This window comes from Mesorhizobium argentiipisi (SeqCode) (genome assembly GCF_037179585.1).
Lineage (GTDB): Bacteria > Pseudomonadota > Alphaproteobacteria > Rhizobiales > Rhizobiaceae > Mesorhizobium > Mesorhizobium argentiipisi.
The window spans coordinates 266386-281438 of record NZ_JAPYKO010000002.1 but is presented as its reverse complement, the minus strand read 5'-3'; the positions used below and the strand labels follow the sequence as shown (position 1 = coordinate 281438).

The 15053-nt window shown below is 64.3% G+C and carries 12 protein-coding genes and 1 tRNA gene; 6 read left to right on the top strand and 7 right to left on the bottom strand.

Annotated features, from left to right (window positions below; genetic code table 11):
* Positions 1 to 488 precede the first annotated feature (488 nt).
* The 5 genes from proS (at position 489) to O7A05_RS04235 (ending at position 5613) form a co-directional block, all read left to right on the top strand.
* Entirely contained in the window at positions 489 to 1817 is a 1329-nt protein-coding gene (proS, locus tag O7A05_RS04255; RefSeq protein WP_337091704.1) for a proline--tRNA ligase, read from the top strand.
* Positions 1814 to 3100 carry a lipoprotein-releasing ABC transporter permease subunit gene (locus tag O7A05_RS04250; protein ID WP_337091703.1) on the top strand — a complete coding sequence of 429 codons (1287 nt, stop codon included), beginning with the start codon at positions 1814 to 1816 and terminating at the stop codon, positions 3098 to 3100. Before proS ends, O7A05_RS04250 begins: the two co-directional genes overlap by 4 nt.
* Entirely contained in the window at positions 3097 to 3780 is a 684-nt protein-coding gene (locus tag O7A05_RS04245; RefSeq protein ID WP_181164814.1) for an ABC transporter ATP-binding protein, read from the top strand. The genes O7A05_RS04250 and O7A05_RS04245 overlap by 4 nt, the downstream gene beginning before the upstream one ends.
* A gap of 583 nt (positions 3781 to 4363) precedes the next feature.
* The gene (locus O7A05_RS04240) at positions 4364 to 5437 is read left to right on the top strand and encodes an SRPBCC family protein (RefSeq protein WP_337091702.1); all 1074 of its coding nucleotides are present in this window, start codon (positions 4364 to 4366) and stop codon (positions 5435 to 5437) included.
* Positions 5434 to 5613, top strand: a complete 180-nt coding sequence (locus O7A05_RS04235) for a hypothetical protein (protein ID WP_337091701.1) — start codon at positions 5434 to 5436, stop codon at positions 5611 to 5613. The genes O7A05_RS04240 and O7A05_RS04235 overlap by 4 nt, the downstream gene beginning before the upstream one ends.
* A gap of 220 nt (positions 5614 to 5833) precedes the next feature.
* Here O7A05_RS04235 and lipB read toward each other — a convergent pair whose 3' ends face one another.
* Positions 5834 to 6577 carry a lipoyl(octanoyl) transferase LipB gene (lipB, locus tag O7A05_RS04230; protein ID WP_337091700.1) on the bottom strand — a complete coding sequence of 248 codons (744 nt, stop codon included), beginning with the start codon at positions 6575 to 6577 and terminating at the stop codon, positions 5834 to 5836.
* Between the two features lie 238 nt (positions 6578 to 6815).
* Between lipB and O7A05_RS04225 the strand changes: the two genes are divergently transcribed.
* Positions 6816 to 6900, top strand: a tRNA-Leu gene (locus tag O7A05_RS04225).
* 149 nt (positions 6901 to 7049) lie between these two features.
* Here O7A05_RS04225 and O7A05_RS04220 read toward each other — a convergent pair.
* The 6 genes from O7A05_RS04220 to O7A05_RS04195 all read right to left on the bottom strand — a co-directional run bounded on the left by O7A05_RS04220 (position 7050) and on the right by O7A05_RS04195 (position 15036).
* Positions 7050 to 9731, bottom strand: coding sequence for a phosphoenolpyruvate carboxylase (locus O7A05_RS04220; RefSeq protein WP_337091699.1), 2682 nt, complete (start codon positions 9729 to 9731; stop codon positions 7050 to 7052).
* A gap of 214 nt (positions 9732 to 9945) precedes the next feature.
* Positions 9946 to 10845 carry a succinate--CoA ligase subunit alpha gene (gene sucD / locus O7A05_RS04215; RefSeq protein ID WP_337091698.1) on the bottom strand — a complete coding sequence of 300 codons (900 nt, stop codon included), beginning with the start codon at positions 10843 to 10845 and terminating at the stop codon, positions 9946 to 9948.
* A gap of 13 nt (positions 10846 to 10858) precedes the next feature.
* Positions 10859 to 12046, bottom strand: coding sequence for a malate--CoA ligase subunit beta (locus O7A05_RS04210; RefSeq protein WP_337091697.1), 1188 nt, complete (start codon positions 12044 to 12046; stop codon positions 10859 to 10861).
* An 18-nt stretch (positions 12047 to 12064) separates the two neighbouring features.
* Entirely contained in the window at positions 12065 to 13042 is a 978-nt protein-coding gene (locus tag O7A05_RS04205; protein WP_337091696.1) for an HpcH/HpaI aldolase/citrate lyase family protein, read from the bottom strand.
* A 10-nt stretch (positions 13043 to 13052) separates the two neighbouring features.
* A complete protein-coding gene (locus O7A05_RS04200) occupies positions 13053 to 14243 on the bottom strand; it encodes an aminotransferase class V-fold PLP-dependent enzyme (protein ID WP_337091695.1) in 1191 nt (396 codons plus the stop codon).
* Positions 14244 to 14364: 121 nt separating this feature from the next.
* Positions 14365 to 15036, bottom strand: a complete 672-nt coding sequence (locus O7A05_RS04195) for a response regulator transcription factor (protein WP_337091694.1) — start codon at positions 15034 to 15036, stop codon at positions 14365 to 14367.
* Positions 15037 to 15053 lie beyond the last annotated feature (17 nt).

Sequence of the window (15053 nt, the reverse complement as noted above, 5' to 3'; positions counted from 1 at the left end):
ACGAACGGCTGATGCTGTTTGGCAGATGGTCGCGCTAAGCAGATGATTGCACAAAAAAAATGCAAGGCACGAGGCCTTGCAATTTAAACGCGTCCGATCCGTTTCCGGTGTCCGGCGGCAGCGAGTTACCGCGCCTAGATCGCATCCTCCCAAGACTTTGACCGCGTAGGAGAGCAGATTTTTCTCCGCCCTCTCGGTTATCGGCGCACACTAGACCAAGGCAGGTGAAAATGTCACGAAGAATTTTGCCCCGAAACGGGCAATCTCGTGCTGCACTGCACAATAGTGCGGCAGGGCTTGCTTGTGAATCGATCAAATAGCGATTTGCGGCACTTCGCGGCCAAAATCGCCTTTTTGGTAAGGTGCAGAAGGCCCGATACTTTGGGGCACTCGGGTTTCCATTCGGCCTTGAAATGGCTATGAAGCCCGGGCAAGCAGCCTTAGGCGCGCCGATTCCCCGCGCCGTTATTTCACTCATGGACCAGTTCATGCGTTTGTCGCGCTACTTCCTGCCCATTCTCAAAGAAAATCCCCGCGAGGCCGAGATCGTCTCGCATCGGCTGATGCTGCGCGCCGGCATGATCCGCCAGCAGGGGCAGGGCAGCTTTTCGTGGCTGCCATTGGGCAAGCGCGTGCTGGACAAGGTCTGCCAGATCATCCGCGAGGAACAGAACCGCGCCGGCGCGCTGGAAATCCTGATGCCGACCGTCCAGTCGGCCGATCTGTGGCGCGAGAGCGGCCGTTACAACGACTACGGCAAGGAGATGCTGCGCATCAAGGATCGCCAGGATCGCGACATGCTCTACGGCCCGACCAACGAAGAGATGGTCACCGAGATTTTTCGAGCGTACGTGAAATCCTACAAGGACCTGCCGCTCAATCTTTACCACATTCAGTGGAAGTTCCGCGACGAGGTGCGCCCGCGCTTCGGCGTCATGCGCAGCAGAGAATTCCTAATGAAGGACGCCTATTCGTTCGACCTCGATTTCGAGGGCGCCAGGGCCGCCTACAACCGCATGTTCGTCTCCTATCTCAGGACGTTCACGCGCATGGGTCTGCAGGCCATTCCGATGCGTGCCGATACCGGCCCGATCGGCGGCGACCTCAGCCATGAGTTCATCATCCTGGCGGAAACCGGCGAGAGCCAGGTGTTCTGCGACCGCGCCTATCTCACGCTCGACGTGCCGGGCGCGAACACCAACTTCTCCAACGATGCCGAGATCGGCGATATCGTGAAGAAGTGGACGACGCCTTACGCCGCCACCGACGAGATGCATGACGAGGCGGCCTGGACGAACGTTCCGCCAAGCGAACAGGTCTCGGCGCGCGGCATCGAGGTCGGCCATATCTTCCATTTCGGCGAGAAATACTCCAAGCCGATGAACGCCAAGGTGACCGGCCCGGATGGCAAGGATCACTTCGCCTCGGGCGGCTCCTACGGCATCGGTCCGTCGCGACTGGTTGCTGCGATCATCGAGGCGAGCCATGACGAGAACGGCATCATCTGGCCGGAAGCGGTGGCGCCCTTCGATATCGGCCTGATCAACATGAAGGTCGGCGACGGCGAATGCGACCGCGTCTGCGCCGAGCTCTACGCGGCTCTGACTTCGGCAGGCAGGGACGTGCTTTATGACGACAGCGACCAGCGTCCCGGCGGCAAATTCGCCACCGCCGACCTGATCGGCCTGCCGTGGCAGGTGATCGTCGGCCCGCGCGGCGTGGCCGCCGGCGAGGTCGAGATCAAGAACCGCAAGTCGGGCGAGCGCGAGACGCTGCCGATCGCGGAAGCCAAGAAGCGCCTGGGTATCGCCGCATGAGCGAGCCGGCGACAGCGGCCAGATCAGCGGCGGGCGCTTTCTCCGGCTTCGAGCGCATGGTGGCGTGGCGCTATTTGCGCTCGCGCCGCAAGGAGACGGTGATCTCGGTCATCGCCTCGATCTCCTTCCTCGGCATCATGCTTGGCGTCGCGACGCTGATCGTCGTCATGGCCGTGATGAACGGTTTTCGTGCCGAGCTGCTGACCCGCATCCTCGGCGTCAACGGCCATCTCATCGTGCAGCCGCTCGATTCGCCGCTGGAGGACTATGCTCAGGTGGCGAGCCGCATCAACGGCGTCGCCGGCGTCAAATACGCGATCCCGCTGATCGACGGCCAGGTCCTGGCGCAAGGCAATGTCGGCGGCGGCACGGGCGCCCTGGTGCGCGGCATCCGCGGCGAGGATCTCGGCAAGATTTCGATCGTCGCCAGCAACATCAAGCAGGGTACGCTCGATGGTTTCGACACCGGCGAGGGCGTGGCGATCGGCAAGCGCATGGCGGAAAGCCTCGGGCTGGTGCTCGGCGACACGATCACGCTGATCTCGCCGGAAGGCGACGTGACGCCGCTCGGCACCACGCCGCGCATGAAGGGCTACAAGGTGGCGGCGATCTTCGAGGTCGGCATGTCGGAATATGACAGCTCGATCGTCTACATGCCGTTTTCGGAAGCGCAGCTCTATTTCAACATGGACGGGCGCGCGCAGACCATCGAGATCTATGTCGACAATCCCGACAATGTCGACGCGCTGAAGCCGCTGGTTGAGCAGGCGGCGCAGCGGCCGGTCGACCTCGTCGACTGGCGCCAGCGCAACGAGACCTTCTTCTCGGCGCTGCAGGTCGAGCGCAACGTCATGTTCATGATTCTCACGCTGATCGTGCTGGTGGCGGCGCTCAATATCATTTCCGGCCTCATCATGCTGGTGAAGGACAAGGGCCACGACATCGCCATCCTGCGCACGATGGGCGCCTCGCGCGGCGCGATCCTGCGCATCTTCCTGATGACTGGCGCGGCGATCGGCGTCACCGGCACGATCGCCGGCGTGCTGCTCGGCGTCGTCATCTGCCTCAACATCGAATCGATCCGCCAGTTCTTCTCGTGGATGACCGGCAGGATCCTGTTCAACCCCGAGCTCTATTTCCTCAGCCAGTTGCCGGCGAAGATGGATCCGCGCGAGACGACCTATGTCGTCATCATGGCGCTTGGCCTGTCGTTCCTGGCGACGGTGTTCCCGGCCTGGCGTGCCGCCCGGCTCGATCCCGTCGAAGCCTTGAGGTACGAATGATGGCCGAGGCCATTATCGAGTTGAAGGGCGTCGAGCGGCACTATGTCCAGGGGCCGCGCAAGCTCACCATTCTGAACGGCGCCGACTTTTCGCTCAGGCGCGGCGAGATGGTGGCGCTGGTGGCGCCGTCGGGTACCGGCAAGTCGACCCTTTTGCACACGGCCGGCCTGCTGGAGCGGCCCGACGCCGGCGACGTGATCCTCGCCGGCCGTGCCTGCGGCCGGCTGTCGGACGAGGAGCGCACCGCGATCCGCCGCAACGATGTCGGCTTCGTCTATCAGTTCCATCATTTGCTGCCGGAGTTCTCCGCGCTCGAGAACATCATGATGCCGCAGCTGATCAAGGGGCTCGGCCGCAAGGAAGCATCCGAGCGGGCGGCGCAGCTCCTCGACTATATGCAGATCGGCAAGCGCGCGCAGCACCGGCCGGCCGAGCTTTCCGGCGGCGAGCAGCAGCGAGTCGCCATTGCCCGCGCCGTCGCGAATGCTCCGCTGGTGCTCCTGGCCGACGAGCCGACCGGCAATCTCGATCCGGTCACTGCCTCCTATGTCTTCGATGCGCTGGAGGCGCTGGTCAGGCAGTCGGGTCTCGCGGCGCTGATCGCCACTCACAACCACGAGCTCGCCGGGCGCATGGACCGGCGGGTGACGCTGGCTGAGGGGAAGGTCGTGCCGCTATAGGCCAAACCGATGTTCGGATGAGGCTGGCCTGCGGACGGCAGATTCCTGCGTTTCCGGTACTCACGTATTTTAAGTACGCTCCGTTCGGGTTCTCGGAACCTACCGTCCTCGACTCAGCCTGATCCGAATCTCGGCTTGCGCCTGGCTCTGCGCACCGAGCCCAATCCGCCGTCAATCTTTCCTTAACCCTGCCCAAACAGATCGCCCGAAATCAATCTGGCGCACCTCAGACGGTCGTTGACATTCGAACAAAATTAGAACAAATTATGAACATTACAACAACGGAGAGAGTTATGTCTGATCTGGTTCAGGATGTCGTCTCGCTCGTTTGCATGAGCACCTTTCTCGTTTCCATGGCGATCTGGATCGGCGCCATGTGATCAGGCGGCTTCGCCGCTACCGGGACGGGCAATGGCCCGCCGTTGTTCGGGCGGGCAACAAGGCCCGCCTGTGGGATAAGCAAAGCCCGCCCACGGAACGGGCAAGAGCCCGCCCGGGACGGCAAGGGCCCGCCCATTGTTGTTAAGTCTTTCTTGGCCGCGCTGCCGCTAGGCTGCTCCTTCAAGATAGGGAGCCAAGGCAAGTGTCGGTCATCGTCACGGTCACCCTCGTGGCCGGCAATCTCGGACTGATCTTCCTTTTGATGACCGTGCCGCTCGGACTGCGCACGGTCACCGTCAGCCGCGTGATCAAGGCCGATCGCCAACGCCTCTGGCAGGCGCTGTGGCCGTTCGGCGGCGATGCCGGCTGGTCCGGCGAGATCCTCTCCGCCGAGCCGCTGGACGGCGAAGGGACGGCGCTGATCCGGCTCTCCTGGGAAGGACGGGACGGGCGGCCGATCGACCGCAAGGCGCGGTTTGAGGAGGTCAGCGAGGGCAGACGCTTCTCGATGACCGTCATCGAGGACACGGTGCTCGATTCCTCGTTCTGGGCGAATTATCGTGAGACCGCCGAGCTTGTGCCGGAGGGCGATGCGACACGGGTCACGCTTACGCAGACCGATCGCTATCGCGGTGTCGCGTTTCTTATATTCCGCTTCTTCGCCATGCGCCGCGAATTGCGCAAGCTCGACGTCTGGGCGGCAACCGGTACCTATCGCAAGGGCGGCTGGTTCGAGCATCCGCTGAGCCAGATCGGCTTCGCCGCACTTTCGGCCCTGATCCTGTGGCCGTTCTTCGGCCTCAACCTCGGCGGCCTGGCCCTGGCCGCGATCCTGACGTCGGTGGTCGCCCTGCACGAGCTCGGCCATATGGCCGCCTTCCGCCTGACGGGGCATCGCCGGGCGCGGATGATCTTCATTCCGCTGCTTGGCGGCCTCGCGATGGGCGGCAGGCCCTATGACAGCCGCTTCGAGGTTGCGTTCGTGGCGCTGATGGGTGCCGGCTTCTCCGCCTTCCTGGTGCCGGTGCTGATCGCTGCCAGCGGCTTCGCCGGCAGCGAAGGACATCGGCTTGCCGCCATGCTTTTGGCGACGCTTGCCGGCTGCGCGTCGCTGTTCAACATCGCCAATCTGGTGCCGGTATGGAAATTCGACGGCGGGCAGGTGCTGCGCCAGATCTGCCCGGGGCGGCCGCACTTGCTCTGGCGTCCTTCCTGCTTTTGTCGGCGCTTCTGGCGCTCGGCTGGCGGGCCGGCTTTTCGCCGAGCTTCCTGTTGATCGCCGGCGCGGTCTTCGCGATGCTGAGCCTGATAACCATGGGCAGCGGCGTGAAGCCGCGTCACGAGTTGAAGCCGATCAAGACCTTCGACCGGCTGGTCATGGCCGGCGCGCTGCTCGCCGTCTTTGCCATCCATGGCTACGGCATGCTGTGGGCATCCGCGCAGCTGATGTAGAGTATGTTGATATTCAGATGAGGCCGGCCTGCAAACGGCAGCCTCCTGCGCTTCCGGTGCTCACGTACTTAAGTACGCTCCGCTCCGGCCTTCGCCGGCCGAAGCCCTCATAAGTGTCTTTGCTCTATGAAGGCTACGGCCGGCGTAGGCCGGTTCTCGGAACCCACCATTTTCGGCTCGGCCTGACCTGAATCTCAACACACTCCAGGCGGAGCGATGTTCAGCCGGCCTTGCGAGCAGGCTCTGCAGCCGGAACGGCGGCAGGCCCGAACACATCCTCGAACGCAGCTTTCAGCGCCAGGTCGAGATCGGCCATGGTGACCGGGAGCCCGAGATCGACGAGGCTGGTCACGCCGTGATCCGAGACGCCGCAGGGCACGATGCCGCTGAAATGACCGAGATCCGGCTCGACATTGATGGCGATGCCATGAAAGCTCACCCAGCGCCGAAGCCGGATGCCTATTGCCGCGATCTTGTCTTCGGCGGGTGAGCCGTCGGGCAGGGCGGGCCGGTCCGGCCGCACCACCCAGACCCCGACGCGGTCCTCGCGCCGTTCGCCGCGCACATTGAAGGCGGCGAGCGTGGCGATGATCCATTGCTCGAGCGCCGCGACGAAGGCGCGCACATCCTCGCGCCGGCGCTTCAGGTCAAGCATCACATAGGCCACGCGCTGGCCTGGACCATGATAGGTGTATTCGCCGCCGCGACCTGCGGCAAAGACCGGGAAGCGGTCGGGATCGATCAGGTCTTCGGTGCGGGCGCTGGTGCCGGCGGTGTAGAGGGGCGGATGCTCGACCAGCCAGACCATCTCGCCGGCAGCACCGCTGCGGATCGCCTCGGCGCGCGCCTCCATGAAGGCCAGCGCATCCGGATAAGAGGTGAGGCCGGGTTCGATCACCCATTCCACCGGCGCCGAACCAGGCAGGGGAAGGAACGACGTGGCGATCTGGCTGCGTTCTGTCATGGACTTTCTCGATGCTCCTCTCATATGGCGGCAATCGGCCAAAACGTCCAGTTCCGCCAACGTTAAGCCGGGCCGCGGAGGCTTGTGCCAGCCGCTTTGTCTGATGCACGTCGTCCTCCCAAAACTGCTGCGCACTTGTGGGTGATACGCATTAGCGAATATTCCGCTCAGCGCACTTGTTTCGCCGGAAACGATTTGCTACAGGCCCCGGGCCGGACGGTTCCGGCTCCTACCACGTGCGGTCGTGGCGGAATTGGTAGACGCGCAGCGTTGAGGTCGCTGTGGGGCAACCCGTGGAAGTTCGAGTCTTCTCGACCGCACCATTCTCACCAACCCTGTAGAATTTGGCATCGGCGCGACCGATCTCGTTGCTGCCTGCGGTTCAGTGGATCAAAGTCAAGCGGCGGCGGGTGATGAGACCACACCGCTATAGCTTGACGCAAGGCGATCCCGGCAACTCGGCAAACGGTGCCTATCCAGTCCAGCCAAGTCCTGCCGAGATGCAGTTGATCGAGACGAGCAGGGCGTCGGTCGCCCGCTTTTGATCTGCGCCGGTGCCTGCCCGAGCTTCGCGCAGCAGCTCGACCTGCAGCCGGTGAATGTCGTCCATCTGCCGGCGCAGATTGTCGAAACGCCGCTTGAACATCGGGAAGCGCCCGGAAAGATCGCCTCCCGTGAGGTCGCCAATCAGGCGTCGCGTCAGCTCGTATTCGGCGGCGATCCGCGCGTGGATTCGCCGCGCCGCATCGCCGTCGGATACCAGGCCGGCATAGAGCAGCGCGATCTCCATGTCGGATTGGTAGAGCGTCTTCTCGGCCTCGTCGACGACCAGGCGGAAGAAGCGCGAGTGCTCGAACATGCGGGCCAGAAGCTCGCGCCCGGTCTCGCCGCGCACCGTGACGAAGGAGTTCAACGCGCTGCCGATGCCATACCAGCCGGTCAGCAGATGCCGGTTTTGGCTCCAGGCGAACACCCATGGAATGGCGCGCAGGTCGGCAATGCCGCTGGTGCCGAAGCGACGATCCGGGCGTGAGCCCATTTTCAGCAGCGCCAGTTCCGCGACCGGGCTCGCCTGGTTGAAATAGTCGAGGAAGCCCGGCTCGGCCATCAATCCGGCGTAGGACGCCTGCGACATGCCCGCCAGCGCTTCCAGCGCTTCGTCGAACTCCGGCGTCTCCTTAGGCCTAGCATCGCCCGTGGATCGGACACCGTGCGCCAGCACGGCGGCGGCGAGAACCTCGAGTTGGTTGAGGCCGGTGCCGCGATTGGCGAATTTCGACGACACGACCTCGCCCTGTTCGGTCACCCGCATGGATCCGACGACGGTGCCCTGCGGCTGCGCCGCGATCGCCCGGCCGGTCGGCGCGCCACCGCGGCTGACGGAGCCGCCGCGGCCGTGAAAGAAGCTGATCCTGGTGTTGTGCTTGCGGCCGATGGCGGCGAGGCGCTTTTGCGCTTTTGCCAGCTCCCAATTCGAAGCGAGGAAGCCGCCATCCTTGTTGGAATCCGAATAGCCAAGCATGATTTCCTGACGCGCGCCGAAATCGCGCACCGTCCGCCGCACCAGCGAGACGCCGAGTAGCCCGTTCAGGATGGCAGGGGCTGCCTGCAGATCGGCGATGGTCTCGAACAACGGCACGATCCGCAGCCTGATCGTGCCACCGCCACCGGGCGCGGTTGATAGTCCGCAATATTGCGCCAGCAGGTAGACCGCGAGCAGATCGTCGGCCGAGCGGGTCATGCTGAGCACGAAAGAGCCGACCGCATCGGCATCGGAGCCGGAGATCTGCTTGGCGATAACCGAGAATGTCGAAAGCAGCTCGGCTGCTTCGGGCGAGAGCCGTCTTTCGTCAATCTCCAGCCGCTCACCCTGGCTGAGGGCCGCGCGAATGCGCGCCGACCATTGCGACGTGCCGGGGGCGACGGGATCGGCCGGATTCGTCAGCGCGAACAGCTCGGCCAGCACCCGGTTGACGACTGTGGAGTTCTGCCGGATGTCGAGCGAGACGGTGCGGAAACCGAAGCTTCCGACCTGCCAAAGCAGCGGCTGGACGAAACGCCTGGCCACCGCGCGCCCGCCGATCGCTTCCAGAACCGAAGACAGCGCGTTGAGATCGGCCCGAAACGCCTCCGCCGAGAGGTACGACGCCTTACCGCCATCGCGCGTGGCGACCAGCCGGGCAAGCAGGGCCGAAGCGAACTGGCGGAGCGGTTCGTCAGGGTTGCGCACGGCGATCGCTTGCGACTCGCCGCTCTTCTCAAGCGCTGATTGCAGCACCTGCTTGAAGCTGGCCGGCAGCTCGATGACGTTCGTGCTGGCGCTGAGCACCGATACCAGCCGCTGCACCTGCGCCAGATACCAGCCTATGGCGGTGTTGCGGTATTCGGCCATGGCGTAGGCGGTGACTTCGGCCGTCACATTCGGATTGCCGTCGCGGTCGCCGCCGATCCACGAGGCATAGCGCATGAAGGAGGGAATTTTGATTGGCTCGCTGGGATAGTGACGCTCGAAAGCGTCCTGAAGCTTGCCATAGAGCTGCGGCGTTGCCTCGAAGATGACTTCGCGGAAGAAATGCAGTCCCCAGGCGATCTCGCGCTCGACCGTCGGGCGCTCCAGCCGCAGCTCGCCCGTCATCCACAAAAGCTCGATCTCGCTCTCCAGGTCGGCGACCAGGAGATCGCGTTCCCGCGGCGCCCAGCGCGGCTGGTCGAGCTCGGTCAGCTTGCGATAGATTCGGCGGTGGATCTCCAGCACGGTGACGCGTTTTGCCTCCGTCGGATGCGCGGTCATGGTCGGGCCGACGCAAAGTTCGTCGAGCGCCGCCTGAGCTTCGGCCGCCGAGTGGCCGTTCGCTGCCATCTCGGCAATCACGCTGGCGAACGACCCAGGCACTTCGTCGGCGCCCGCGCCTTGCTCGAGCTCGCGCCGCGCCCGCATGGCAAGCAACTCGTCGGCAATCGCTAGCAACTGAAACCAGACGCCGCTCGCCTGAAGCGCCGGGATGCGCTGCTCGGGGGCCAGCGAGACGAGCGACCTGCGGCCGCTCAGGACCGCGGCGATCTCGGGCTCGCGTGCGCTCGCGACCTGAAGCAGCAGGCGCAACAGCAGGCTGCGCTCGTCCTCACGAAATTTGATGGGTTTGCTCAGTTCCAAAGCCGCTGGTCCGAACGTCCGTCGATCGCCGCTGTAGCCGCGCTAAGTATTCGCAATTCCCGACAAAATTGCTGCGCAGTTTCCTCGAATTGCTTTTTGCCAAAGGCGCGTCGACCCGCAAGGCGAGCCGATCGGGGGACCGGCGGTCGCAAAGATCGCCGGCACGAGACTGGCTTCCACTTTCCGCTTTCCGCGACTTTCGCCTGGTCGGCCGTCAAGCCGCCTTCTTCGTCCGTGCCAGCGTATCGGCCACCACTTCGCCGAAGGAGGCAGGGGTCGGCACGATGACGACGCCGGCTTCTTTCAGGATCTCGACCTTCTCCTGCGCCGACTCGCCGAAGGCGGAGATGATCGCGCCTGCGTGGCCCATGCGGCGGCCCTTCGGTGCGGAGAGGCCGGCGATGTAGGCGATCAGCGGCTTGCGCATGTTGTCGCGCGCCCACATCGCGGCTTCGGCTTCCTGCGGGCCGCCGATCTCGCCGATCATCACCACGGCGTCGGTGTCGTCGTCCCGTTCGAATAGCTGCAGGATGTCCTTGAAGGACGAGCCGTTGATGGGATCGCCGCCGATGCCGACGCTGGTCGACACGCCGATGCCGAGCGCCTTCATCTGCGAGGCGGCCTCGTAACCCAGCGTGCCGGAACGGCCAACAATGCCGACGCGTCCAGGCAGATAGATGCTACCCGGCATGATGCCCATCAGCGCCTGTCCAGGCGTGATGACGCCGGCGCAGTTCGGGCCGACCAGCCGCATGCGATCCTCGAAGCGGTAGCGGCGCATGTAGCGCTTGACCTGCATCATGTCCTGGGAGGGAATGCCGTCGGTGATGCAGACGCAAAGCTTGATGCCGGCGTCGGCCGCTTCCATGATCGAATCGGCGGCGAAGGGCGGCGGCACGAAGACGATGCTGGCCTCGGCGCGGGTTTCGCGCACGGCGCCCTTGACGGTGTTGAAGATGGGCAGGCCGAGATGCGTCTGACCGCCCTTGCCGGGGGTGACGCCGCCGACCAGCTTGGTGCCGTAGCGCTTCATGTCGTCGGCGTGGAAGCTGCCGATCTTGCCGGTGAACCCTTGCACGATGACGCGCGTGCTGCGGTTGAGCAGGATTGCCATTTCTCGACCTCCCTCAGGCTGCTTTCTTGTTCTTACTGGCTTCGCGCCAGGCGGCGACGGCCTTTTCGGCGGCTTCGGCCAGCGTATCGGCGACGATCACCGCCTCGCCGGAATCGGCCAGGATCTTGCGGCCTTCCTCGACCTTGGTGCCGGAAAGGCGCACCACTAGCGGCACGTCGACGCCGACCTCGCGGATCGCCTTGACGACGCCTTCGGCCACCCAGTCGCAGCGGTTGATGCCGGCGAAGATGTTGACCAGGATTGTCTCGACATTCTTATCGCCGAGCACGGCGCGGAAGGATTTCGCCACCCGCTCCGGCGAGGCGCCACCGCCGATGTCGAGGAAATTGGCCGGCTCGCCGCCGGCGATCTTGATCATGTCCATCGTCGCCATGGCGAGGCCAGCACCGTTGATGATGCAGCCGATATTGCCCTCGAGCCCGACATAGGAGAGGCCGCGATCGCTGGCGAAAGTCTCGCGCGGATCTTCCTGGCTCTTGTCGCGCAGCTCGGAAATCTCCGGCCGGCGGAACAGCGCGTTCTCGTCGAACGACATTTTTGCGTCGAGTGCGACGAGGCTGCCGTCGCGCGTCACCACCAGAGGATTGATCTCCAGCATCGAGGCGTCGTAGTCGCGAAACACCTGGTAGCAGCCGAGGATGGTTTCGGTCGCCTTGCCGATCAGGTTGCTCTCGAGCCCGAGGCCGAAGGCGATCTCGCGCGCCTGGAAGCCCTGCATGCCGACGCCGGGATCGACGGTGGCGCGGATAATGGAATCAGGTTTTCTCTCGGAGATTTCCTCGATCTCCATGCCGCCGGCGGCCGACGCCACGATCATGACGCGCTCTTCCTTGCGGTCGAGCACGAAGCCGAGATAGAGCTCCTGCGCGATATCGACCGCTTCCTCGAGATAGAGGCGCGAGATCAGCTTGCCGCGCGGGCCGGTCTGGTGGGTGACCAGCTTGCGCCCGAGCATGGCTTCGGCCGCGTTGGAGATCTCCTCGTCATTCGAGCAGAGCTTGATGCCGCCGGCCTTGCCGCGCGCGCCGGAGTGGACTTGCGCCTTCAGCACCCATTTCGCGCCGCCGATCTCCCTGGCACGGTAGGTCGCCTGCTCGGGGCTGTAGGCGAGGCCGCCGCGCGGCACATGCACGCCGTGGCGGGCAAGCAGTTCCTTGGCCTGGTATTCGTGGATGTCCATCATGTCCTCCCGGTATGTCTATTGCGCGGCTTGCGGCTTTTGTTCGCTAACGAGTTGGCCTGCGCGCTCGATCGCCTCGTTCACCACCAGCACGTTGCGCGCCATGCGCTCCGACGCGGCGTCGATCATCTTGCCGTCGAGCGCCGCCGCGCCCTTGCCGAGCGCCTCGGCCTCCTTCAGCACTTCGAGGATGCGCCTGGCCCGAGTGACTTCTTTCTCCGGCGGCGAGAATACATCGTTGGCCAGGGCGATCTGCGAAGGGTGGATCGCCCATTTGCCTTCGATGCCGAGCGCTGCGGCGCGCCTCGCGGCCGCTTTGTAGCCTTCCGGGTCGGAGAAATCGCCGAACGGTCCGTCGATGGCTCGCAGGCCATAGGCACGGCAAGCGACCGTCATGCGCGACAGGGCGAAATGCCACTGATCGCCTGGATAGTCGGGGTTGAGTCCGCCGATGTTGACGGTGCGCGCCTTGTTGGACGCGGCATAGTCGGCGACGCCGAAATGCATGGCTTCCAGCCGGCCCGGCGTGGCGGCGATCGCTTCGACATTGGCCATGCCGAGCGCCGTCTCGATCAGCGCCTCGAGGCCGACGCGGGTCTTGAAACCCTTCGCCATCTCGATCTGGTTGACCATGGCCTCGACCATGTAGAGGTCGGCCGGAACGCCGACCTTCGGCACCAGGATGGTGTCCAGCCGGTCGCCGGCCTGTTCCATGACATCGACGACGTCGCGGTACATGTAATGGGTGTCGAGGCCGTTGATGCGCACCGAGACGGTCTTGCCCTTGGCGCGCCAGTCGATGTCGTTCAGCGCCTGGATGATGTTCTTGCGCGCGCGTTCCTTGTCGGGCGGCGCGACCGCATCCTCGATGTCGAGGAACACGAAGTCGGCGGCGCTGTTCGCCGCCTTGTCGATCATTTCCGGGCTGGAGCCCGGGACCGCGAGCTCGCTGCGCTGGAGCCGCAGTTTCTTCAGATGATTGATGGTGTGGCTCATGATGCGCCTCTCACGCCGCCTTGGCGACAGGCACGTCGGCCGTGCGGCGGAAGTGCTCGATCGCCGCCGCCACGCCCGAGCCGGGCGCCAGGCGCACGCCGCAATCGAGCAGCGCCATTTCGGCCGCCGACAGCGAAGCACAGACCATCACCTCGTTTAGCCAGCCGAGATGGCCGATGCGGAAGACCTTGCCGAACACCTTGTTCAAGCCGCCGCCAAGCGATGTCTGGTAGGCCCGATAGGCGCGCTTGACGACGTCGCCGCTGTCGATGCCTTCCGGCACGAGAATGGCGCTGACCGTATCGGAATGCCATTTCGGCGCCCTGGCGCAGAGCTTCAGGCCCCAGGCGTCGACCGCCTTGCGCACGCCTTCGGCCAGGCGATGGTGGCGGGCGAAGATGTTGTCCAGCCCTTCCTCCTCGATCAGGTCGAGCGAGGCGCGCAGGCCGCGCAGCAGCTGGGTGGCCGGCGTGTAGGGGAAATAGCCGGCATCGTTGGCGCGGATCATGTCCTCGAAAGAGAAGAAGCAGCGCCGGTGCGTCGAAAGGCGCGACGCAGCGAGCGCCTTCTTGCTGACCGACAGGAAGCCGAGACCTGCCGGCAGCATGAAGCCTTTCTGCGAGCCGCTGACGGCGCAGTCGACACCCCATTCCTCCTGGCGGAAGTCGATCGAGCCGATCGAGGAGACGCCGTCGACGAAAAGCAGGGCGGGATGGTTGGCGGCGTCGAGCGCGGCGCGGCAGCCGGCGACGTCGCTGGTGACGCCCGTCGCGGTCTCGTTCTGCGTGCAGAACACCGCTTTGATGAGGTGCGCCTTGTCGGCCTTCAGCCGCTCCGCATAGATTTCGAGCGGAACGCCGGTGCCCCACTCGCAGTCGATGACGTCGACATCGAAGCCGAGGCGTTCGGCCATGTCGACCCACAGATGCGAGAACTGGCCGAAGCGCGACATCAGCACCTTGTCGCCAGGGCTGAGCACATTGGTCATCGACGCTTCCCAGGCGCCGGTGCCGGAAGAGGGATAGATGAAGACGCGGCCGGTCTCGTTCTTGAAGACCCGCTTGATGTCCTCGAACAGCGGCAAGGTCAGGTCGGGGAAGGAGGCGGCGCGCATATCCTCCATAGGCAGGTTCATGGCCTGCCGGACTTGCTCCGGAATATTGGTGGGCCCCGGGATGAAAAGATGCGTGAACCCAGCCATGCGCGAAACTCCTCCGATCGTTGGGATTGTGGAGGAAGTTTCATCTCGGCGAGGTCCGGCAACAACACCTTGCCGGGTAAGTTGTTGGCCCTTGCGGGTGGGATGATCCTACCCGGTCGGACTACCCGATAGGTGATTTGGAGGTGCGGCGTTTCTCGCTGGAATAAAGCGCGACGGCCATGGCGCGGTTGCGGACCTCCAGCTTGTCGTAGAGGTTCTTCAGGTGATACTTCACCGTGTTCTCGGAAATCCCCGTCCGCGTGGCGATCTGCAAATTGGTCCAGCCGTCGGAAAGCACCGCCAGCAATTCGCGCTCGCGCACGGTGAGGCGGGACAGCGGCGTGTCGTTGACCTTGTTGATGTCGATATACGGGATGCAGATACGGCCATGCGCGACCGCCAGGATCGTCTCGAAGATGACGGGCGGATCGTCGAACTGGAAGCAGTAGCCCTGCGCGCCGAGGCGCACGCACTGCTTCAGGATGCCGATATCGTGGTCGTTGGAAAAAATCGTGATGCGCACGCCAAGCTGGCGGCTCTGAACTTCCGTGAGCAGGTCGGCGCCGTCCATATCGGCGAGCTTCCAGCCGACGACGGCGACATCGAATTGCGTGGCGGCGGCCAGTTCCAGGAATTGCGCGCCGCTGTGCACGACACCGAGCAAATCGAAACGACCGTCGCATTCCAGCATCTCGCGCAGCGCCGATACGACGAAAGGATTGCGTTCGGCGACGACCACGCGAACGCGCCGCTCGGCATTTCCTTCGCTCGTCTTTCCAGACTTGATGTTCAAGGGCAGCGTTTGTCCTC